The 20,170-nt window shown below is 61.6% G+C and carries 17 protein-coding genes and 1 pseudogene; 10 read left to right on the top strand and 8 right to left on the bottom strand.

The features are described 5' to 3' along the window. Positions 1-525: 525 nt before the first annotated feature. Positions 526-705: pseudogene (locus ACIP02_RS00200) on the top strand (DUF3077 domain-containing protein); the annotation flags it as partial. 238 nt (positions 706-943) lie between these two features. After that, positions 944-3,247, top strand: coding sequence for a YgiQ family radical SAM protein (locus tag ACIP02_RS00195; protein ID WP_400612084.1), 2,304 nt, complete (start codon positions 944-946; stop codon positions 3,245-3,247). A 153-nt stretch (positions 3,248-3,400) separates the two neighbouring features. On the opposite strand, the gene ACIP02_RS00190 is transcribed toward ACIP02_RS00195, so the two are convergent. After that, a complete protein-coding gene (locus ACIP02_RS00190) occupies positions 3,401-3,988 on the bottom strand; it encodes a TIGR00730 family Rossman fold protein (protein ID WP_400612082.1) in 588 nt (195 codons plus the stop codon). 349 nt (positions 3,989-4,337) lie between these two features. Here ACIP02_RS00190 and azu point away from each other — a divergent pair, with 349 nt between their 5' ends. After that, positions 4,338-4,787: an azurin gene (gene azu / locus ACIP02_RS00185; RefSeq protein WP_025752457.1), complete on the top strand. Its 450-nt coding sequence runs from the start codon at positions 4,338-4,340 to the stop codon at positions 4,785-4,787. Positions 4,788-4,907: 120 nt separating this feature from the next. On the opposite strand, the gene nadE is transcribed toward azu, so the two are convergent. Continuing rightward, positions 4,908-5,735: an ammonia-dependent NAD(+) synthetase gene (gene nadE / locus ACIP02_RS00180; RefSeq protein WP_400612080.1), complete on the bottom strand. Its 828-nt coding sequence runs from the start codon at positions 5,733-5,735 to the stop codon at positions 4,908-4,910. A gap of 3 nt (positions 5,736-5,738) precedes the next feature. After that, complete coding sequence (pncB, locus tag ACIP02_RS00175; protein ID WP_400612078.1) at positions 5,739-6,944, bottom strand: nicotinate phosphoribosyltransferase; 1,206 nt, start codon at positions 6,942-6,944, stop codon at positions 5,739-5,741. A 525-nt stretch (positions 6,945-7,469) separates the two neighbouring features. Between pncB and ACIP02_RS00170 the strand changes: the two genes are divergently transcribed. The 6 genes from ACIP02_RS00170 (at position 7,470) to ACIP02_RS00145 (ending at position 14,029) form a co-directional block, all read left to right on the top strand. Beyond that, on the top strand, positions 7,470-8,606 hold the full coding sequence (locus tag ACIP02_RS00170; RefSeq protein ID WP_400612076.1) for a branched-chain amino acid ABC transporter substrate-binding protein: 1,137 nt from the start codon (positions 7,470-7,472) through the stop codon (positions 8,604-8,606). A gap of 154 nt (positions 8,607-8,760) precedes the next feature. Continuing rightward, complete coding sequence (locus ACIP02_RS00165; RefSeq protein WP_014592581.1) at positions 8,761-9,675, top strand: ABC transporter permease subunit; 915 nt, start codon at positions 8,761-8,763, stop codon at positions 9,673-9,675. Positions 9,676-9,677: 2 nt separating this feature from the next. Further along, a complete protein-coding gene (livM, locus tag ACIP02_RS00160) occupies positions 9,678-10,982 on the top strand; it encodes a high-affinity branched-chain amino acid ABC transporter permease LivM (RefSeq protein WP_400612073.1) in 1,305 nt (434 codons plus the stop codon). Next, positions 10,979-11,854 (top strand): ATP-binding cassette domain-containing protein, encoded by an 876-nt coding sequence (locus ACIP02_RS00155; protein ID WP_400612071.1) that lies wholly within the window; start codon positions 10,979-10,981, stop codon positions 11,852-11,854. The genes livM and ACIP02_RS00155 overlap by 4 nt, the downstream gene beginning before the upstream one ends. Continuing rightward, positions 11,851-12,567, top strand: coding sequence for an ABC transporter ATP-binding protein (locus ACIP02_RS00150; RefSeq protein ID WP_400612069.1), 717 nt, complete (start codon positions 11,851-11,853; stop codon positions 12,565-12,567). Before ACIP02_RS00155 ends, ACIP02_RS00150 begins: the two co-directional genes overlap by 4 nt. A gap of 694 nt (positions 12,568-13,261) precedes the next feature. Next, the gene (locus ACIP02_RS00145) at positions 13,262-14,029 is read left to right on the top strand and encodes an SDR family oxidoreductase (RefSeq protein ID WP_400612067.1); all 768 of its coding nucleotides are present in this window, start codon (positions 13,262-13,264) and stop codon (positions 14,027-14,029) included. Positions 14,030-14,230: 201 nt separating this feature from the next. On the opposite strand, the gene ACIP02_RS00140 is transcribed toward ACIP02_RS00145, so the two are convergent. From ACIP02_RS00140 to ACIP02_RS00130, 3 genes are all read right to left on the bottom strand, one after another. Continuing rightward, complete coding sequence (locus tag ACIP02_RS00140; protein WP_400612065.1) at positions 14,231-15,328, bottom strand: AGE family epimerase/isomerase; 1,098 nt, start codon at positions 15,326-15,328, stop codon at positions 14,231-14,233. Positions 15,329-15,487: 159 nt separating this feature from the next. Continuing rightward, positions 15,488-16,120, bottom strand: coding sequence for a TetR family transcriptional regulator (locus tag ACIP02_RS00135; RefSeq protein WP_400612063.1), 633 nt, complete (start codon positions 16,118-16,120; stop codon positions 15,488-15,490). Positions 16,121-16,241: 121 nt separating this feature from the next. Beyond that, positions 16,242-16,694: a phage infection protein gene (locus tag ACIP02_RS00130; RefSeq protein WP_400612061.1), complete on the bottom strand. Its 453-nt coding sequence runs from the start codon at positions 16,692-16,694 to the stop codon at positions 16,242-16,244. Positions 16,695-17,034: 340 nt separating this feature from the next. On the opposite strand from ACIP02_RS00130, the gene ACIP02_RS00125 reads away from it, so the two are divergent. Next, entirely contained in the window at positions 17,035-19,101 is a 2,067-nt protein-coding gene (locus ACIP02_RS00125) for an AsmA family protein (protein WP_400612059.1), read from the top strand. 30 nt (positions 19,102-19,131) lie between these two features. Here ACIP02_RS00125 and ACIP02_RS00120 read toward each other — a convergent pair whose 3' ends face one another. Together ACIP02_RS00120 and osmE are read right to left on the bottom strand one after the other, a co-directional pair. Next, positions 19,132-19,662 (bottom strand): bacterioferritin, encoded by a 531-nt coding sequence (locus ACIP02_RS00120; protein WP_400612057.1) that lies wholly within the window; start codon positions 19,660-19,662, stop codon positions 19,132-19,134. A 47-nt stretch (positions 19,663-19,709) separates the two neighbouring features. Further along, positions 19,710-20,051 (bottom strand): osmotically-inducible lipoprotein OsmE, encoded by a 342-nt coding sequence (osmE, locus tag ACIP02_RS00115; RefSeq protein WP_400612055.1) that lies wholly within the window; start codon positions 20,049-20,051, stop codon positions 19,710-19,712. Positions 20,052-20,170 lie beyond the last annotated feature (119 nt).

The raw sequence follows: 20,170 nt of genomic DNA, 5'->3' as shown, positions 1-20,170 counted from the left end.
GAAATAGCTTCCAACCGCCTTTGCGCCATTGCGGCGGTTTTCCGGGCGGCCTAGTCTGGCTCTGTCGTTGCCCAAGCAGCGACCGGGCCTTCAAGCCCGCAGACGATTACTACCGCTATCCGGAATGCTGCCAGTCGGCAATTTCGGTCAATGGTGGCTGCGTACGGGAGATCCTCGGATCTGCCGGTTTTATCGTCTGTCCGGTCTTGCAGACCCGTACGTAGCCGCCACCCATCAAATGCAAGTGATGTCGTGGCGGTCTTTTCGGAATCAGACGAGATTACGCCATGATCAAGATTGTCCCCGATCCGCCCAACGATCCCCCTTTTATTGAAGACAGCCCGATGCAGGGCGGATGCCTGCTGTAAGGCGTCAGTGATATGTCGCCTGGGCTGGCTCTTTCGCGGGTGAACCCGCTCCTACAACGGGCATCACATGCCAGGGCCTGCGGTGGTTATTGTAGGAGCGGGTTCACCCGCGAAGAGGCCCGGTCAGGCAATAGAGAAATCTGAGGGGGATTGAACAATGACAACAGAAGACGCCCAATTCACCGTCGGCAAGACCACGTTCTACCAAGGCGGAAACGGTACCCACCCGCTATTCCGCATCGAACCCGGTATCCCGTGCCGGGACGCCCGCGAGCAGTCTTCGGAGTTGATGGGGTATGTGCGCGAACTGACCATTACCGGGTTGATGGATGAGAAGACGTAGGAGCGGCTTTAGCCGCGAAGCGCCGCGCGGGCGGTGCTCGATCTCACAGGCGCTGCATATGCTGTGTCGAACACCTGCCAACCCCACCACAACCCCCAAGCCAACCACCTGGCAGCCCACCCACCAACCATCGCCCCACCCACCAATCCCCACGAATCCAGTCGGATTTGGTCAAAATTTGTGCTATATTCCGCGCCCGCGATTTCCCTGTACACCAGAACCGGTCACTGACATGCAAGCAGCCAAACCACTCTACGACTATCCCAAGTACTGGGCCGAATGCTTCGGGCCAGCACCTTTCCTGCCAATGAGCAGGGAGGAGATGGATCTGCTCGGCTGGGATTCCTGCGACATCATCATCGTGACCGGGGACGCCTACGTCGACCACGCGTCGTTCGGCATGGCCATCATCGGCCGCCTGCTGGAAGCCCAGGGCTTCCGCGTGGGCATCATCGCCCAGCCGAACTGGCAGTCCAAAGACGACTTCATGAAGCTCGGCGAGCCGAACCTGTTCTTCGGTGTGGCCGCGGGCAACATGGACTCGATGATCAACCGCTATACCGCGGACAAGAAAATCCGCTCCGACGACGCCTATACCCCGGGTGGCCTGGCCGGCAAGCGCCCGGACCGTGCCAGCCTGGTGTACAGCCAGCGCTGCAAGGAAGCCTACAAGCACGTTCCGATCGTGCTGGGTGGTATCGAGGCTTCGCTGCGCCGCATCGCCCACTATGATTACTGGCAGGACAAGGTCCGCCATTCGATCCTGATCGACGCCAGCGCCGATATCCTGCTGTACGGCAACGCCGAGCGGGCCATCGTCGAAGTGGCCCAGCGCATGTCCCAGGGCGAGAAAATCGAACACATTACCGATGTGCGTGGCACCGCGTTCATTCGCCGTGACACCCCCGCGGACTGGTTCGAGATCGACTCCACCCGCATCGACCGCCCTGGTCGCGTCGACAAGATCATCAACCCGTACGTGAACACCCAGGACACCCAGGCCTGCGCCATCGAGCAGGCCAAGGGCGACCAGGAAGACCCGAACGAAGCCAAGGTGGTGCAGATTCTCGACAGCCCGCGCATGACCCGCGACAAGTCGGTCATCCGCCTGCCGTCGTTCGAAAAGGTGCGTAACGACCCGGTGCTCTACGCCCACGCCAACCGCGTGCTGCACCTGGAAACCAACCCGGGCAACGCCCGTGCGCTGGTGCAGAAGCATGGCGAAGTGGACGTGTGGTTCAACCCGCCACCCATTCCCATGACTACCGAGGAAATGGACTACGTGTTCGGCATGCCGTACGCGCGTGTTCCGCACCCGGCCTATGGCAAGGAGCGCATCCCGGCCTACGAGATGATCCGTTTCTCGGTGAACATCATGCGTGGCTGCTTTGGCGGCTGTACCTTCTGTTCGATCACTGAGCACGAAGGCCGCATCATCCAGAACCGCTCGCACGAGTCGATCCTGCACGAAATCGAAGAGATGCGTGACAAGGTGCCGGGCTTCACCGGCGTGGTTTCCGACCTTGGCGGGCCGACCGCCAACATGTACCGCATCGCTTGCAAGAGCCACGAGATCGAGAAGCACTGCCGCAAGCCGTCGTGCGTGTTCCCGGGCATCTGTGAAAACCTCAACACCGACCACAGTTCGCTGATCGAGCTGTACCGCAAGGCCCGTGCCTTGCCGGGTGTGAAGAAGATCCTGATCGCCTCGGGCCTGCGCTACGACCTGGCAGTGGAATCGCCGGAGTACGTCAAGGAGCTGGTTACCCACCACGTTGGCGGTTACCTGAAAATTGCCCCGGAGCATACCGAGCGTGGCCCGCTGGACAAGATGATGAAGCCGGGTATCGGTACCTACGACCGCTTCAAGCGCATGTTCGAGAAGTTCTCGAAAGAGGCGGGCAAGGAGCAGTACCTGATCCCGTACTTCATCGCGGCGCACCCGGGCACCACCGACGAAGACATGATGAACCTGGCCCTGTGGCTGAAGGGCAACGGCTTCCGTGCCGACCAGGTGCAGGCGTTCTACCCGTCGCCGATGGCCTCGGCCACGGCCATGTATCATTCGGGCAAGAACCCGCTGCGCAAGGTGACCTACAAGAGCGAAGGGGTGGAGATCGTCAAGAGCGAAGAGCAGCGGCGCCTGCACAAGGCTTTCTTGCGTTACCACGACCCGAAGGGCTGGCCGATGCTGCGTGAGGCGCTGGAGCGTATGGGGCGTGCCGACCTGATTGGGCCGGGCAAGCACCAGTTGATCCCGCTGCACCAGCCGCAGACCGATACCTACCAGAGCGCGCGTCGCAAGAACTCGACACCGGCGGGTAGCCACAAGGTGGGCAAGGAGCAGAAGATCCTGACCCAGCACACCGGCCTGCCACCGCGTGCGAGCGATGGCAGCAAACCGTGGGACAAGCGTGAAAAGGCCAAGGCGGATGCGTTTGCGCGTAACCAGCAGGCAGCCAAGGAGCGCAAGGAAGCGGCCAAGGGCGGTGGCGGCAAGGGCAAGAAGCCGCGTCAGCCAGTTATTCCGCGCTAACTGGGCGATTTTTGGGGCTGCTGTGCAGCCCATCGCGACACAAGGCCGCTCCTACACTGACCGTGCAAACCCGACTATTCCGTGTGATCGCGGTCGGTGTAGGAGCGGCCTTGCGTCGCGATGGACCGCAAAGCGGTCCCAAAAATCCCAGCCTCAATCAGGCTTTTTGTCGACCCACTTCGGCGCCACTGGCGCAATAAAGCGGTCCATCCCGTCCAGCAGCTGATCCGGCTGCTGCTCCAGCAGCAACATCGCCCGGTGCTGCGGCCGCACGAAGCCCGCTTCGACGATATGGTCGAGGAACCCGCCCAGCTTGTCGTAAAAGCCATTCACATCGAGCAGCCCCAGCGGCTTGGCGTGATAACCCAGCTGCCCCCAGGTCCACACTTCGAACAGCTCTTCCAGCGTACCCAGCCCACCCGGCAGGGCGATGAACGCGTCGCTCAGCTCGGCCATGCGGGCCTTGCGTGCATGCATGCCATCTACCACTTCCAGGCGCGTCAGGCCTTTGTGGCCGACTTCGGCGTCCAGCAGGCTCTGCGGGATAACCCCGACCACTTCGCCACCGGCTGCCATGGCCGCGTCGGCCACCACGCCCATCAAGCCGACCGCGCCACCGCCATACACCAGGGTCAAACCCCGGTGTGCAATCGCCTGGCCAAGCGCGACGGCCGCTTCACGGTAGGCGGGGTTGCTGCCGATGCTAGCACCACAGAACACACAAACGGAACGTACGGGCATTGCTGCTCTCCTGTCACTCAGGTGAACAGGGTACGGTGCCTGCCGGTCGCTTCCAAGGCCGCGTTCATTCCGGGCGGGAGAATTCGCAGATGGCGCCCGTGGCGCCGTGAGCGTAGGCGGCGAGCAGGCTGTTGAGAAAACGGGAGATGGGCATTTGGTATTGCTCCTAAATGAGAGGTTGTCCCATCGTCTAATAAAAGGGCATGATGTGCCCTTAGATTGGTTGTATACAATCCATTGAACAATTCAACTGGCTGGCCACTTGACACCCCCTTGACCCATATCAGCAAGGGGCTGAACTGTTTCAGGCAGTCTCGCAATTGATAAAACCCTGCCAAGGAGATTCATGATGTTTGCGAAAGCTGTAGCGGTATCCCTGCTGACCCTCGCCAGCGCTTCTGTCTTCGCCGCCGAGTGCTCGGTCACCGTCGACTCGACCGACCAGATGTCCTTCAATACCAAGGAAATCACTGTCGACAAGAGCTGCAAGGAATTCACCGTCAAACTGACCCACTCCGGCAACCTGCCGAAAAACGTCATGGGCCACAACCTGGTGATCAGCAAGACTGCCGACATGCAGGGCATTGCCACCGAAGGCATGAGCCAGGGTCTGGACAAGGATTACATCAAGGCTGACAACGCCGCGATCATCGCCCACACCAAAATGATCGGCGCGCCAGAGAAAGAAACCGAAGTGAAGTTTGACGCTACCAAGCTGGAAGCCGGTGGCGACTACAGCTTCTTCTGCACCTTCCCGGGCCACATCTCGATGATGAAGGGCAAGGTTGTCGTCAAGTAATCGAAGCCTGACGCCGTACTCTGTGGGAGCGGGTTCACCCGCGAATGCGTCGGTGGATTCGCCATCGCATTCGCGGGTAAACCCGCTCCCACAGGTTTTTCTACTGCCTTGATAGCCTGATCAAGGGGCGAACGGCAGTTCGCGCTTGTGCTGGGTCTTGCGGTAGGTGGCGACGATGGTGTCGAAGGCTGCCTTATCGACCGGCAACCCGTGCAGAAACGCATCGATCTGCTGGTAAGTCACGCCATGCGACGCTTCGTCCGGCTTGCCCGGTTCCAGGTCTTCCAGGTCCGCGGTCGGGACCTTCTCTACCAGCGACTCCGGCGCGCCAAAGCTGCGCGCAATGGCCCGTACCTGGTTCTTCACCAGCCCGCTAAGCGGTGCCAGGTCGCACGCGCCGTCACCGAATTTGGTATAAAAGCCCATCACTGCCTCTGCGGCGTGGTCGGTGCCGATCACCAGCCCTGCACGGGCGCCGGCGATGGTGTACTGGGCGACCATGCGCATGCGCGCCTTCACGTTACCCACCACGAAGTCCACCAAGCCGGGCGAGCCACCCTTCAATGCCTGGGTCTCAGCCGCCAGCGCTTTAACTGCCGGGGCAATGTCGATGGTGTGCACTTCATCAGCCTTGATGACGTCCAGGCAGGCTTGGGCATCATGCTCATCATGCTGCACGTGATAAGGCAGGCGCACGGCAATGAACGTGTAGGCCTGGTCGCCGGTTTCGGCGCGCAATTCGTTGACGGCGCGCTGGGCGAGCAGGGCGGCGGTCAGCGAGTCGACGCCGCCGCTGATGCCCAGCACCAGGGTCTTGAGCCGGGCGTTGGCCAGGCAGCCCTTGATGAACGCCACGCGCCGGGCGACTTCGGCCTCTAGCGCTGCAGCGTCGGCGAACGGCGGCTGAACCTTCAGCGCCTGGGCAATCTCTTGCTGAACCGCTTGCATGGGTTACTCCTTGCTGGGGACTTTGAATACATGACGCATGTAGGCAACGAAATTCTCGTCGCGGCACTGGGTCTTGGCGGCTTCGTCGGAAATCTTGGCCACCGGTGCGCCGTTGCAGTCGGTCATTTTAAGCACGATGCTCATCGGTGCCACACCTGGGATGTCGCAGGTGAGGTTGGTGCCGATACCAAAGCTGACATTGATGCGACCGCGCAGGGCTCGGAAGATTTCCAGCGAGCGGGTCAGGTTCAGGCCATCGGAAAACACCAGCGTCTTGGTCATCGGGTCGATACCCAGTTTCTGGTAATGGGCGATGGCCTTCTCCGCCCACGCCACCGGCTCGCCCGAGTCGTGGCGCAGGCCGTCGAACAGCTTGGCGAAGTACAGGTCGAAATCGCCGAGGAAGGCATCCATGGTAATGCAGTCGGTCAGGGCGATGCCGAGCAGGCCGCGGTACTCGCGCACCCAGCAGTCCAGCGCGGCAATCTGGCTGTCGATCAGCCGCGGGCCGAGCTGTTGGTGGGCCATGATCCATTCATGAGCCATGGTGCCCAGCGGCTTGATATCCAGTTTCCATGCCAAGTCGACGTTGCTGGTGCCGACGAAGCGGCCCGGGAAGTCGTCGCGCAGCACCCGCACCACCTCTTCCTGCACGCGGCTGGAAAAACGCCGGCGGGTGCCGAAGTCGGCCACCTGTAGTTCGGCCAGCTCATCGTCGCTGGCATGCGCGCGCAGCCAGTCGAACTTGCGGTACAGCTGGTCGCGCGCCTCGGCCAAACGCATATGCGGGTGCAGTTGGCGGTTGCGCACTTCGCTGATGATCGCCAGCAGTGGCACTTCGAACAGGATCACATGCAGCCAGGGGCCTTTCAGGCGCAGGAACAGTTGTTCGTTCTCGATGCCGATGCGCACGTAGCGCAGGTTGAAGCGGAACAACCGCAGAAAGCGCAGGAAGTCGGGCTTGAGGAAGCTGATGCGCTCAAGAAAACCCAACTGCCCATCATCGAGGGTGAGGTCGCTGAGCAGTTCGAGCTGGTTGCGGATCTCGCCGAGGTAGGGGCGCAGGTCCTCGCCGTTGCGGCAGCGGAATTCCCATTCGACGTCGGCGTCCGGGTAGTTGTGCAGCACGCCCTGCATCATGGTGAGTTTGTAGAAGTCGGTGTCGAGCAGGTTGTGCACGATGCGCTCGGCGAATGCGCTCTCGCTCATCAAGGGGGCTCCGGAAGCGGCGAATGGCGGACATTGTGCCAGCCTTTTCGACCTTGTTGTGTCTGGGCTGGCCTCTTAGCGGGTAAACCCGCTCCTACAGGTCTGCACCGCACTTGAGCTCAGTGGGGGCCTTGTAAGAGCGGGTTTACCCGCGAAGAGGCCGGAACTGCCAAATCCACGTGTTTTTCCGCGCACCAGCTAGCCTTGAAACAGTGCTGCCTGTAGCAGTCGCGCACCAACGGTGTGCAGTTCGGTGACGTCGGCTGTTACAGGGCGGTTGCACGTAAACACTTGCCAGGGTTGCAATGATGGCACTTGACGGTTGCTCCTTGTCTGTACGTGTGGTGGCGCCTGCCGCGTGGCAGACGGTTGCACGCTCAATAAAGAAAAGGCCGCCGGTCGCCTGCTGGTGCCCGTCCGAGTGTGTTTTCCCGGAAGACAAAACCTATGGCACGGCCCTTGCTCTGAGCACAGGGCTGAGAAGTTGTAGTGCCAACCAAAAAAAAACTCTAGGAGCACCACCTCATGTCGCAGACGTTTTACAAGAAAGGTTTCCTGGCTCTGGCCGTAGCTACGGCACTGGGTGTTTCTTCGTATGTTCAGGCCGACGTCAAGATCGGTGTAGCGGGCCCCATGACCGGGGCCAACGCAGCGTTTGGCGAGCAGTACATGAAAGGTGCGCAGGCAGCGGCCGACAAGATCAACGCCGCCGGTGGCGTGAATGGCGAGAAGATCGTCCTGGTCAAAGGCGATGACGCCTGCGAACCCAAGCAGGCCGTGGCCGTGGCCAACCGCCTGGTCGACCAGGACAAGGTGATCGGTGTGGTCGGTCACTTCTGTTCCTCCAACACCATCCCGGCGTCCGAGGTATATGACGAGGCGGGCGTCATCGCCATCACCCCGGGCTCCACCAACCCGCAGGTTACCGAGCGTGGGCTGAGCGCCATGTTCCGCATGTGCGGCCGTGACGACCAGCAGGGCATCGTCGCCGGCGACTACATCGTCGACGTGCTCAAGGGTAAGAAGGTCGCGGTGCTCCACGACAAGGACACCTACGGCCAGGGCCTGGCCGACGCCACCAAGGCGCAGCTGGAAAAACGTGGCGTGAAGCCGGTGCTGTACGAAGGCCTGACCCGTGGCGAGAAAGACTTCAGCGCCGTGGTTACCAAGATCCGTTCCACCGGTGCCGATGTGGTCTACTTTGGCGGCCTGCACCCGGAAGCCGGCCCGCTGGTGCGCCAGCTGCGCGAGCAGGGCCTGAAGGACGTCAAGTTCATGTCTGATGACGGCATCGTCACCGACGAACTGGTGTCCACTGCCGGCGGCAAGCAGTACGTCGACGGCGTGTACATGACCTTCGGCGCCGACCCACGCCTGCTGCCAGACAGCAAAGCGGTGGTGGAGGAGTTCCGCAAGAACGGTACCGAGCCTGAAGGTTACACCCTGTACGCCTACGCCTCGCTACAGGCCCTGGCCGCTGGCTTCAACGGCGCCAAGTCGAACAAAGGCGAAGACGCTGCCAAGTGGTTGAAGGCTAACCCGGTGCAGACCGTCATGGGCGAGAAGAAGTGGGACAGCAAAGGCGACCTGACGGTGTCCGACTACGTGGTCTACCAGTGGGACAAGGACGGTAAATACCACCAGCTGGAAAAACAAAAATAATAACGGCCCGCGGCCCGGGCTGATACCCGGGCCTAAGCCCCGCTGTACCTGTCTTTATTCGTAGATCTGCACAGTTCTGCGCTGCGAGGGCCCCGCTCCGGTGGCCCGCTCCGTGGTCGGCGCTCGTGCAATCTCAATCAGGTGAGATTGCGTTATGGATGGTATTTTCCTGCAGCAACTGGTCAATGGCCTGACCCTCGGGTCGGTCTATGGCCTGATCGCCATCGGCTACACAATGGTCTATGGCATCATCGGCATGATCAACTTCGCGCACGGCGAGGTGTATATGATCTCTGCATACCTTGCGGCGATCAGCCTGGCATTGCTGGCCTATTTTGGCGTCGAGTCGTTCCCCCTGCTGATGCTGGGCACTCTGTTGTTCACCATCGTCGTCACCGGCGTGTACGGCTTCACCATCGAGCGCATCGCCTACAAGCCCCTGCGTAACTCCACCCGCCTGGCACCGCTGATCAGTGCCATCGGCATTTCGCTGATCCTGCAGAACTACGCGCAAATCAGCCAGGGCGCCCGCCAGCAAGGCGTGCCAACCCTGCTTGAAGGCGCCATGCGCGTCGAGGTCGGCACCGGCTTCGTGCAACTGACCTACACCAAGATCTTCATCCTCGTGGCAGCCTTCGTCGGCATGGGCCTGCTGACCTATGTGATCAAGTACACCAAGCTCGGCCGTATGTGCCGTGCTACCCAGCAAGACCGCAAGATGGCCTCGATCCTGGGCATCAACACCGACCGGGTTATCTCCTACGTGTTCGTCATCGGGGCGGTAATGGCTGCCCTGGCCGGCGTGCTGATCACCATGAACTACGGCACCTTCGACTTCTACGCAGGCTTCATCATCGGTATCAAGGCGTTCACCGCTGCGGTGCTTGGCGGTATCGGCTCGCTGCCTGGCGCCATGCTCGGCGGGATCATCCTGGGCATTTCCGAGTCGCTGTTCTCTGGCCTGATCAACTCCGACTACAAGGACGTATTCAGCTTCTCGCTGCTGGTGATGATCCTTATCTTCCGCCCACAAGGCCTGCTGGGTCGCCCGCTCGTGGCTAAGGTGTGAACATGTCCATTGCCAAAACTGCCGCTGTAAGCGAAACCCACAAGGGTTTCGACCTTAAACGCAGCTTGCTGGAGACCATCGTCGCCGGCCTGCTGGCACTCATCGTGTTTGGCCCGGTCGTCGGCGTGGTGCTCGACGGCTACACCTTCAATGCCGAGCCGCGGCGTGTGGCGTGGCTGGTCGGCGGGGTAATGCTCGGGCGCTTCCTGCTCAGCCTGTACCTGCAGACAGCCGCCGGGCGGCGCATGCTGGAAGGCTTCGATAGCGGCGGCTCGGGCGTGCACGTGCGTGCGCCGAACTACGTGTCGCGCCTGCGCTACATCATCCCGGCGCTGGTGGTGGTCGCCATCGTCTTCCCGATCTTCGCCAACAAGTACCTGCTGACCGTGGTCATCCTCGGCCTGATCTACGTGCTGCTGGGCCTGGGCTTGAACATCGTGGTCGGCCTGGCCGGCCTGCTCGACCTGGGCTACGTGGCGTTCTATGCCATTGGCGCGTACGGCCTGGCGCTGGGTTACCAGTACCTTGGCCTGGGTTTCTGGAGCGTGCTGCCGCTGGCGGCCATCGCCGCGGCGCTGGCGGGGTGCATCCTCGGCTTCCCGGTGTTGCGAATGCACGGTGACTACCTGGCGATCGTGACCCTGGGCTTTGGCGAAATCATTCGCCTGGTGCTGAACAACTGGTTGTCGTTCACCGGTGGCCCCAACGGCATGCCGGCGCCTTCGCCAACCTTCTTCGGCCTGGAATTCGGCCGCCGGGCCAAGGACGGCGGGGTGCCGATCCATGAGTTCTTCGGTTTTGAATACAACGCCAACCTCAAGTTCGTGTTCATCTACGCGGTGCTGTTCCTGGTCGTGCTGGCAGTGCTGTACATCAAGCACCGCCTGACCCGCATGCCGGTCGGGCGTGCCTGGGAAGCGCTGCGCGAAGACGAGATCGCCTGCCGTTCGATGGGCCTGAACCACGTACTGGTCAAGCTCTCGGCGTTTACCCTGGGTGCCTCCACCGCAGGTCTGGCCGGGGTGTTCTTCGCCACTTACCAAGGCTTCGTCAACCCATCGTCGTTCACCTTCTTCGAGTCGGCGCTGATCCTCGCCATCGTCGTGCTGGGTGGCATGGGCTCGACCGTGGGCGTGGTCATCGCGGCGTTCGTGCTGACCGTGGCGCCAGAGCTGCTGCGCAGCTTCTCCGAGTACCGCGTGCTGCTGTTCGGCGTGCTGATGGTGCTGATGATGATCTGGCGACCGCGTGGGTTGATCCGCATCAGCCGTACCGGTGTGACCCCGCGTAAAGGAGTGGCGCCATGAGCGACGAAATCATTCTTTCGGTCGATAACCTGATGATGCAGTTTGGCGGCATCAAGGCATTGAGCGACGTCAGCCTGAAGGTCAAGCGCAACCAGATCTTTGCTCTGATCGGCCCCAACGGCGCTGGCAAGACCACGGTGTTCAACTGCCTGACCGGCTTCTACAAGGCCAGTGGCGGGCGCATTGAACTGAACGTGCGCGGCAGCCACACCAATGTCATCCAGCTGCTCGGCGAACGGTTCCAGGCGGCCGACTTCGTGTCGCCGGCACGCTTTGCCAACCGCATGTATTACAAGATGTTCGGTGGTACCCACCTGGTCAACCGCGCTGGCCTGGCGCGCACCTTCCAGAACATTCGCCTGTTCAAGGAAATGTCGGTGGTGGAAAACCTGCTGGTGGCTCAGCACATGTGGGTCAACCGCAACCTGCTGGCCGGGGTGCTGAATACCAAGGCCTACCGCAAGGCCGAAAGCGATGCGCTGGACCACGCCTTCTACTGGTTGGAAGTGGTCGACCTGGTTGACTGTGCCAACCGCCTGGCCGGCGAGCTGTCGTACGGCCAGCAGCGGCGCCTGGAAATCGCCCGGGCCATGTGCACGCGGCCGAAGATCATCTGCCTGGACGAACCGGCAGCGGGCCTGAACCCGCAGGAAACCGAGGCGCTTAGCCGCATGATCCGCGTGCTGCGTGACGAACACGACATCACCGTGGTGCTGATCGAACACGACATGGGCATGGTCATGAGCATTTCCGACCATATCGTGGTGCTGGACCACGGCAACGTGATTGCCGAAGGTGCGCCGCAGGACATCCGCCACAACCCGACGGTGATTGCCGCCTACCTGGGTGCCGACGAAGAGGAACTGGTATGACTGCACCCATTCTCGAGCTGAAGGACCTGGACGTGTTCTACGGCCCGATCCAGGCGCTGAAAAAGGTCTCGATGCACATCAACGAAGGCGAGACGGTGAGCCTGATAGGCGCCAACGGTGCCGGCAAGTCGACCCTGCTGATGTCGATCTTCGGCCAGCCGCGGGCAGCCTCCGGGCAGATCGTGTACCGCGGCACCGACATCACCCGCAAGTCGTCGCACTACATTGCTTCCAACGGCATCGCCCAGTCGCCGGAAGGGCGCCGGGTGTTCCCCGACATGACCGTCGAGGAAAACCTGATGATGGGCACTATCCCCATCGGCGACAAGCATGCCGACGAAGACATGCAGCGCATGTACGAACTGTTTCCGCGGCTGAAGGAGCGGCGTAACCAGCGGGCCATGACCATGTCCGGTGGCGAGCAGCAGATGCTGGCGATTGCCCGGGCGCTGATGAGCCGGCCGAAGCTGTTGTTGCTGGACGAGCCGTCGCTGGGGCTGGCGCCGATCGTGGTCAAGCAGATCTTCTCGACGCTGCGTGAGCTGGCCAAGACGGGTATGACCATCTTCTTGGTGGAGCAGAATGCCAACCATGCGCTGAAGCTGTCGGACCGGGCCTATGTGATGGTCAACGGGCAGATCCGCATGACCGGGACCGGGCAGGAGTTGTTGGTCAACGAGGAAGTGCGTAACGCCTATCTTGGCGGGCATTAAGTTGTATTCGGGGGCCGCTTTGCGGCCCATCGCGACGCAAGGCCGCTCCTACAGGGATCGCAATTCCATGCCTTATCGCGGTCCCCTGTAGGAGCGGCCTTGCGTCGCGATGGGCTGCAAAGCAGCCCCATTCCCGATGTGGACAACTTGTCGCGCACCCATCTCCATACACATCACCATCCACACACAAGCCCTTGTTTCCACAGGCCAGATCTTTTCCACGGATAATGTGGAGCCGCCTGTGGAAAACATGGTGGCATCTCCCTCAAGCCCTTTAATATCAAGCCCTTCAGAGGCTTGATCATTTTTTGATCATGCCCACGTTGTGGATGATTTTCCCAAGCTTTTCAACGCCCTGCATGTACTTGAAATACTGCAATGAGTCTGTGGATAACTCTGTGTAAAAACCTTGGACAGACCGCTACAAGCGGCATGTTTGAAAGCTTTGCGCCATCACCGTAAAGATATTCACCGACCACGTATCGCTGAAAGGGTTCCGCACAGTGGACAAGTTGCCCCCAATCCATGGGGAAAGCCTTGTGGATAACATGCGGATAGCTGGCTCCAAGCCCTCTGCCACAGGGGTTTGGTGCATATGAACAAAAAATGAACAGCGACTTGCACGGCTTGCTGCCAGCGCCCGGCGCGGGCATGCTGCAACGCTGCCATGACAACCTACCGCGAGGAACAGAGCATGACGTCCACCGTATTCATTACTGGCGCCACTTCCGGTTTCGGCGAGGCGACTGCCCGCCGTTTTGCCGAAGCCGGCTGGAAGCTGGTGCTCACCGGCCGGCGCAAGGAGCGCCTGGATGCCCTGTGCGCCGAACTGTCGGCCAAGACCGAAGTGCACGGCCTGGCTGTCGATGTGCGTGATCGCAAAGCCATGGAGCAGGCCATCGCGAGCCTGCCTGCCGGTTTCGACAAGCTGCGCGGCCTGGTCAACAACGCCGGCCTGGCGCTGGGTGTGGACGGGGCGCAGAACTGCAGCCTGGACGACTGGGACACCATGGTCGACACCAACATCAAGGGCCTGATGTACACCACCCACCTGTTGCTGCCACGCCTGATCGCCTATGGCCGCGGCGCGTCGATCCTCAACGTCGGTTCAGTGGCGGGCAACTACCCGTACCCGGGCAGTAACGTGTATGGCGGGACCAAGGCCTTCGTCGGCCAGTTCTCGCTGAGCCTGCGCTGCGACCTGCGCGGCACCGGCGTACGTGTGAGCAACATCGAGCCGGGCCTGTGCGAGAGCGAATTCTCGCTGGTACGCAACAGCGGTGACCAGGCCAAGTACGACGCGACCTATGCCGGGGCCGAGCCGATCCAGCCGCAGGACATTGCCGAGACCATCTTCTGGATCCTCAACCAGCCGGCGCACATCAATATCAACAGCCTGGAGCTGATGCCGGTGCGCCAGGACTTCGCCGGGCTCTCGATCGACCGCTCGGTCAAGGGCTGATCCGAAGGTTCGATCCAGAGTTGTGCGCCGACCGTGTAGGAGCGGCCTTGTGTCGCGAAAGGGCTGCGGAGCAGCCCCAGGGGTTTCTGCACAAATGCACAAATAGCCGGGGCTGCTTCGCAGCCCTTTCGCGACACAAGGCCGCTCCTACAAGGGATCGCGTTGACCGCCTGGATGGAAGCGGGCGTGCCAGCGATTGCGTCAGCCCAGGCGCTGCAACCCTTCCAGGCAAGTCGCCAAATGGTAGGGCGTCGTCGAAGGCATATCATGCCGGCTGACATTGCCTTCCCCATCCCGGCACTCATACCAGCCCGCGTCACGCAAGAAGCGCGCTTCCAGCACCTGCAACTGCTCTGGCAATTTCGCCTCCCCGCCAGCACGCAACACCAGTGCCCGCAGGTACTCCGCCTGCGCCCAGACCCGCTGCGTGGCATCCAGCACTTGGCCATCTACAGCCAGCATCGCCAGCACTGCACCCTCCTTCACCCCATGCTGCTCGGCAAAGCCGAATGCCTGGTCAATCGACGCATGCAGTGGTGTATCACGCAGCAGCGGCGAAGTGTGCAGCAGATAGAACCACTCGAACTGGTGCCCTGGCTCAAACCAGTTATCCACAGCGCCTCGCGGCTTCTCCAGCATCAGGCCGTGGGCCGGTTCGATAAAGTGCGTTTGCAGTGCTTCGCACAGTTGCAGCAGCGATTGCTGAACGTGCTCGTCGTCGCGCACGGTCAGCACCTGCAGAAAGGCTTCGGCCAGGTGCATCTGCGGGTTCTGCAGCGGGCCGCTGCCCAGGTCCGCCCAGTCTTCGCCCAGGCTGGCCTCGTACAGGCCATCGTCACGGGCGAACTGCTGCTCGATGATATCCAGCGCGGCATTCAAGGTGGACGCCACCAGGCTTTCGCGCACCTTGCCCCAGTAGTGCGCGCAGGCAAAGACGATGAATGCGTGGGTGTACAGGTCCTTGCGTCGGTCCAGCGGCTTGCCTTGGGCATCGATGCTGTAGAACCAGCCGCCGTGTTCGGCGTCGTGGAAGTGCTTTTGCAGCGAGCGGAACAGGGCCGCCGCCCGTTCGGCCGCGCCCGGTTGTTCAATGCGGCTGCTGAACAGGTACAGTTGGCGTGCGCAGGCCATGGCCCGGTAGCGCTGCACCGGCAAGGGCTGGTGCTGGGCGTCGAGGGCTTCGTAGGGCAGGGCCATGTCGGCGTTCCAGCCCGGGCCTTGCCACATTGGCACGATGCGCTCGGCGAAGTGCTGGTTGAAGCGGGCCAGTTCGGGCAGGGTGGGGCGGGGGTCGGACATTTCGGCGCTCGTCGCTGTCGGGCAGGGCGCCATGGTAGCAGAAGTGGGGTTTTCAGTAGCCTGTGCGGGCCTCTTCGCGGGTAAACCCGCTCCTACAACGGACCACGAAACCCCTGTAGGAGCGGGTTTACCCGCGAAGAGGCCAGAACAGGCCACCCATCAACCCGGGTTGCCTAACCCCTGCCAATGCCGCGCCCCGACAAAGATGAAACGCAGCTGCTGGGTGATCTTTTCCTGCGGCGTCGGCGCCTGTGGATAACCCGCCTCCGGGCTGTCGATAAGTTCAGGCAGGGTCGCAAAAACAGTCTTCACTACCAGGTCGGCCATTACCGCCAGCGCGGCGCTGTCCAGGTGCTGCCAGCGTTTCATGCGCGCAAGGTCAGTGGCCAGGTCGTCGCTGATGTCCTGGCGCAGGCGGGCAATGGCCTGGCGTACGGGCTGCGAGCCGCCGTACTGCTCGCGGGCCAGGAACAGGAACTGTGCGCGGTGAGCGGCAACTACGTCGAGGAAAATGCGCACCGAGGCGTCGGTAATACCGCCCAGTTCGAATTCGTTGTGGCGCACCAGGCGAATGGTCTGGCGGAAAGTGGTGTCGATTTCGGCTACCAGGGCCAGGCCCAGGGCATCCATGTCGGAAAAGTGCCGGTAGAAGCCTGTAGGCACGATGCCGGCCGTCTTCGCCACTTCACGCAGGCTGATACTGCCGAAACCACGGCCACTCTCCATCAGCTGGCAGGCGGCATCGAGCAGGGCCTGGCGGGTCTGTAGCTTCTGTTCGGCGCGCGGCAGCATGGTGCGGGCTTCTGTGACGGTAAGGCTGGGCACTCTAGTTAAAAAAACAAAGCCCGGTCAATGACCGGGCCTGGAGGGGAGCATGCGTTGTGACAAAGGTTGTTCTTTTCGACCATGGTGATCAGCTCACACGGCTGAGTTCAACCAGGCGATCCGAGCCACCTTCGGCTACACGGCCGGATTGTTCGATCAGGCGATCGGAGCCACCTTCGGCTACACGGCCAGACTGTTCGATCAGGCGATCGGAACCACCTTCGGCTACACGGCCAGACTGTTCGATCAGGCGATCGGAACCACCTTCGGCTACACGGCCGGATTGTTCGATCAGGCGATCGGAACCACCTTCGGCTACACGGCCGGATTGTTCGATCAGGCGATCGGAACCGCCTTCGGCCACGCGACCCGATTTTTCGATCAGGCGATCCGAACCACCTTCAGCAACGGTTTTCAGCGGCTGGGCGATCTCGATGGCGCTGGAGCGCGATTCGGCGGTCAGGTGTTGTTCGGCGGCTGGCAAGGCAAAAGCGTTGGCAGCCAGAATGGACAGGGTCAGGGTCAGCAGGTGGCGTTTCATGATGGGGTGCTCCTCTCGGGGGCTGGAAAGTGGGTACGAAGCCAATGCTACGCCGGGTAACGCCAGAGAGAAGTTCATACGGGTAATGGTAACAATCGACCGTATTGATAGAGGCTGGCAACTGCTCTAGGTAGCTGGTTTCATGGTCGGTGATGGCAATTCGAAGGCGTTGGTCGCGAGTGATACGGGTGGCCCGGCGCGACGAATTGCTGAGCAAAAGGCCAGGAAAAACTTCGCTATCATGGCGCCATCGATAAAACCCCACGGGTTTTCATCAGTCCCAGATACTAAGTGCCATCGCGGCGCCTGTTCTGTGCCATATCGCAAGGAGAAACACGCAATGACGCGCCCCGCCAGAATCCTCGTCTGGACCCTAGCCACGCTGCTGACAGTTCTGGCAATACTGGTGGTAGTGATCGCCACCTTCGACTGGAACCGGGTCAAGCCGCTGCTTAACGAGAAGGTCTCCGAGGCCTTGCACCGGCCATTCGCGATCAATGGCAACCTCGCCGTGCACTGGCGTACCGAGCCCGAAGAGGGCGGCTGGCGTGCCTGGGTGCCTTGGCCACACTTCATTGCCGAAGACCTGACCCTGGGCAACCCCGATTGGCTCAAGGAGCCGAAGATGGTCGGCCTGGAGCGCGTGGAGTTTCGCCTGGCACCGCTGCCATTGTTGTTCCAGCAGATCAGCATCCCGCGCATCAACCTGACCAAACCCACGGCCAGCCTGACCCGTCTGGCGGATGGCCGCGCCAACTGGGCGTTCGACTTCGGGCCGAAGGATGAAAACGCAGCGCCGTCCAAGTGGGTGCTGGACATTGGTGCGATCGGTTTTGACCAAGGCAATGTCAGCTTCGACGACCAAACCCTGAAAACCAGCATGAAGGTGCAGGTCGACCCATTGGGCAAGCCAATCCCGTTCAGCGAAATTGTCGGCAAGGCCAGCGCCGAGAAAGCCGGCGGTGCGCAGGACTACGCCTTTGGCTTCAAGGCCCAAGGCCGCTACAAGGGCCAGCCGGTTTCCGGCACTGGCAAGATCGGCGGCCTGCTAGCCCTGCAGGACGCCACCCAGCCGTTCCCGCTGCAGGCCGACGTGCGCATCGCCGACACCCACGTGGTGCTTGCCGGTACCCTGACCGACCCACGCAACCTCGGCGCCCTCGACCTGCGCCTGCGCCTGTCGGGTGCCAGCCTGGGCAACTTGTACCCACTGACCGGGGTTACCCTGCCCGACACCCCGGCCTATTCCACCGACGGCCGCCTCAGCGCCAACCTGCACGCGGCGCAAGGGGCGACGTTCAATTACCAAGGCTTCAACGGCAAGATCGGCGACAGTGATATCCACGGCGACCTGGCCTTCGTCGCCAGCCAGCCACGGCCCAAGCTGTCCGGCAACCTGGTGTCCAACCAGTTGCTGTTCAAGGACCTGGCGCCGCTGATCGGTGCCGATTCCAATACCGAGCAAAAAGCCCGTGGGGGCGCCAGCAAGCAGCCGGCCGGCAAGGTACTGCCGGTGGAAGAGTTCCGTACCGAGCGCTGGCGCGCGATGGACGCCGACGTCACCTTTGCCGGCAAACGCATCGTGCACAGTGAGCAACTGCCGTTCAACGACCTGTCGGCCCACGTGATCCTCGAAGACGGCCTGTTGCGGCTCGACCCCCTGCGGTTTGGTGTGGCGGGTGGCAGCCTTGCCTCCAATATCCGCCTGGATGGTCGAAGCGTGCCGCTGCAAGGCCGTGCCCGGTTGACGGCGCGCGGTTTCAAGCTCAAGCAACTGTTCCCCACCTTTGCGCCAATGCAGACCAGCTTTGGTGAGCTGAACGGCGATGCCGACATCACTGGCCGGGGCAATTCGGTGGCGGCCTTGTTGGGTACGGCAAATGGCGACTTGCGCATGTTGGTCAACGATGGCGCCATCAGTCGCAGCCTGATGGAAATTGCCGGGTTGAACGTGGGCAACTATGTGGTCGGCAAGCTGTTCGGCGATGAGGACGTGAAGATCAACTGCGCGGCAGCCGATGTGGGGATCAAGAACGGCCTGGCTACGACCCGGCTGTTCATCTTCGATACCGAGAACGCGATCATCTACATCAACGGCACGGCCAATTTTGCCAGCGAGCAGCTGGACCTGAAGATCACCCCGGAATCAAAAGGGCTGCGGCTGTTCTCGCTGCGTTCGCCGCTGTATGTGCGGGGGCCGTTTGCCAAGCCGAGTGCGGGTGTACAGGCGGTGCCGCTGGCGCTGCGTGGGGCTGGGATGGTGGCGCTGGGGGTGGTCGCCGGGCCGGCTGCGGGGTTGCTGGCGCTGATTGCACCGAGCAGCGGGGATGACCCCAACCAGTGCACGCCGTTGTTGCAGCAGATGAAAGCGGGCAAGGCGCCAGCGGCGGTGAAAGGCAAGAAATGAGAAAGGGGGCTGCAAAGCAGCCCCCTGCGTTTACAGCCCTTGCAACAGGTCGGACATGTCGTCCGCATGTTCTTCTTCCTGCGCCAGGATATCTTCGAAGATGCGCCGGGTAGTAGGGTCTTTATCGCCAATGTACTGAATGATTTCACGGTAGCTGTCGATGGCAATGCGCTCGGCCACCAGATCCTCCAGCACCATTTCCTTCAGTGTTGCACCCGCCACGTACTGCGCATGCGAGTTCTTGCTCAGGTTGTCCGGGTTGAAGTCCGGCTCGCCGCCCAGTTGCACGATGCGCTCGGCCAGCTTGTCGGCGTGCTCGGCTTCCTGGTTGGCGTGTTCGAGAAACTCCTCGGCCGCCACGCTGGCCTTGACCCCAGAGGCCATGAAGTAATGGCGCTTGTAGCGCAGCGTGCACACCAGTTCGGTGGCCAAGGCTTCGTTCAGCAGGCTGATGATGCGCTCACGGTCGGCGTGGTAGCCCTCGGTCACTGCACCGTTTTCCACGTGCTGGCGGGCACGTTGGCGCAGGGTCTGGACGTCGGTCAGTTCAGTTGCGTTCATGTTCATCTCCGAAAGCATCAGGGTGGTCATGGTGTAAAGCGGAAGACTTACGCGCCAGGTACGGCCTTGCTGTCTTCTTCGCGTTGTTTGCAGGTTTTGAAGCCCTTGGCGTCAACATGCCCGGTTGCGTCGAAACGCACGTAATAAGGCTGCTGCTTGCCATCGCGGTTGAGGATGTAATCGTTGCAGGTGCCACCGTGGGGCAGGTCGATCACATTGGACGGGCTGCCGCCAATGGCAATGACCTTCTGCATGGTCATGCCGTTCTCCACCTGCTTGACCAGCGGCTCGTCGCGGTAGGTAACGTAGTCGACCGGGTTTTCCGGGCGGCTGCCGCAGGCGGCCAGGGTCGCGCTTGCCAGAAGGATTGCCAGGGTCTGCTTGTACATGGTCCCGCTCCTTGCACAGGGTTATGTTCACGATTGGAACCGCACGACGCGTCAGGAGTTCGATTGCGATAGCCATTGGCCCGCATGGGGTCTGCACGCTAGTGTCTGTGCAGGCATAC

Origin of the sequence: Pseudomonas sp. NPDC089408 (assembly GCF_044749445.1) — a bacterium.
Lineage (GTDB): Bacteria > Pseudomonadota > Gammaproteobacteria > Pseudomonadales > Pseudomonadaceae > Aquipseudomonas.
Note: the sequence above shows the minus strand (reverse complement) of the source record. Positions and strands in the feature narration are given on the sequence as shown.

Bases quoted from the DNA above. Each gene is read 5' to 3' on its own strand.
- ACIP02_RS00195 (WP_400612084.1), top strand. From the start codon at position 944: ATGCAAGCAGCCAAACCACTCTACGACTATCCCAAGTACTGGGCCGAA.
- ACIP02_RS00190 (WP_400612082.1), bottom strand. From the start codon at position 3,988: ATGCCCGTACGTTCCGTTTGTGTGTTCTGTGGTGCTAGCATCGGCAGC.
- azu (WP_025752457.1), top strand. From the start codon at position 4,338: ATGTTTGCGAAAGCTGTAGCGGTATCCCTGCTGACCCTCGCCAGCGCT.
- nadE (WP_400612080.1), bottom strand. From the start codon at position 5,735: ATGCAAGCGGTTCAGCAAGAGATTGCCCAGGCGCTGAAGGTTCAGCCG.
- pncB (WP_400612078.1), bottom strand. From the start codon at position 6,944: ATGAGCGAGAGCGCATTCGCCGAGCGCATCGTGCACAACCTGCTCGAC.
- ACIP02_RS00170 (WP_400612076.1), top strand. From the start codon at position 7,470: ATGTCGCAGACGTTTTACAAGAAAGGTTTCCTGGCTCTGGCCGTAGCT.
- ACIP02_RS00165 (WP_014592581.1), top strand. From the start codon at position 8,761: ATGGATGGTATTTTCCTGCAGCAACTGGTCAATGGCCTGACCCTCGGG.
- livM (WP_400612073.1), top strand. From the start codon at position 9,678: ATGTCCATTGCCAAAACTGCCGCTGTAAGCGAAACCCACAAGGGTTTC.
- ACIP02_RS00155 (WP_400612071.1), top strand. From the start codon at position 10,979: ATGAGCGACGAAATCATTCTTTCGGTCGATAACCTGATGATGCAGTTT.
- ACIP02_RS00150 (WP_400612069.1), top strand. From the start codon at position 11,851: ATGACTGCACCCATTCTCGAGCTGAAGGACCTGGACGTGTTCTACGGC.
- ACIP02_RS00145 (WP_400612067.1), top strand. From the start codon at position 13,262: ATGACGTCCACCGTATTCATTACTGGCGCCACTTCCGGTTTCGGCGAG.
- ACIP02_RS00140 (WP_400612065.1), bottom strand. From the start codon at position 15,328: ATGTCCGACCCCCGCCCCACCCTGCCCGAACTGGCCCGCTTCAACCAG.
- ACIP02_RS00135 (WP_400612063.1), bottom strand. From the start codon at position 16,120: ATGCTGCCGCGCGCCGAACAGAAGCTACAGACCCGCCAGGCCCTGCTC.
- ACIP02_RS00130 (WP_400612061.1), bottom strand. From the start codon at position 16,694: ATGAAACGCCACCTGCTGACCCTGACCCTGTCCATTCTGGCTGCCAAC.
- ACIP02_RS00125 (WP_400612059.1), top strand. From the start codon at position 17,035: ATGACGCGCCCCGCCAGAATCCTCGTCTGGACCCTAGCCACGCTGCTG.
- ACIP02_RS00120 (WP_400612057.1), bottom strand. From the start codon at position 19,662: ATGAACGCAACTGAACTGACCGACGTCCAGACCCTGCGCCAACGTGCC.
- osmE (WP_400612055.1), bottom strand. From the start codon at position 20,051: ATGTACAAGCAGACCCTGGCAATCCTTCTGGCAAGCGCGACCCTGGCC.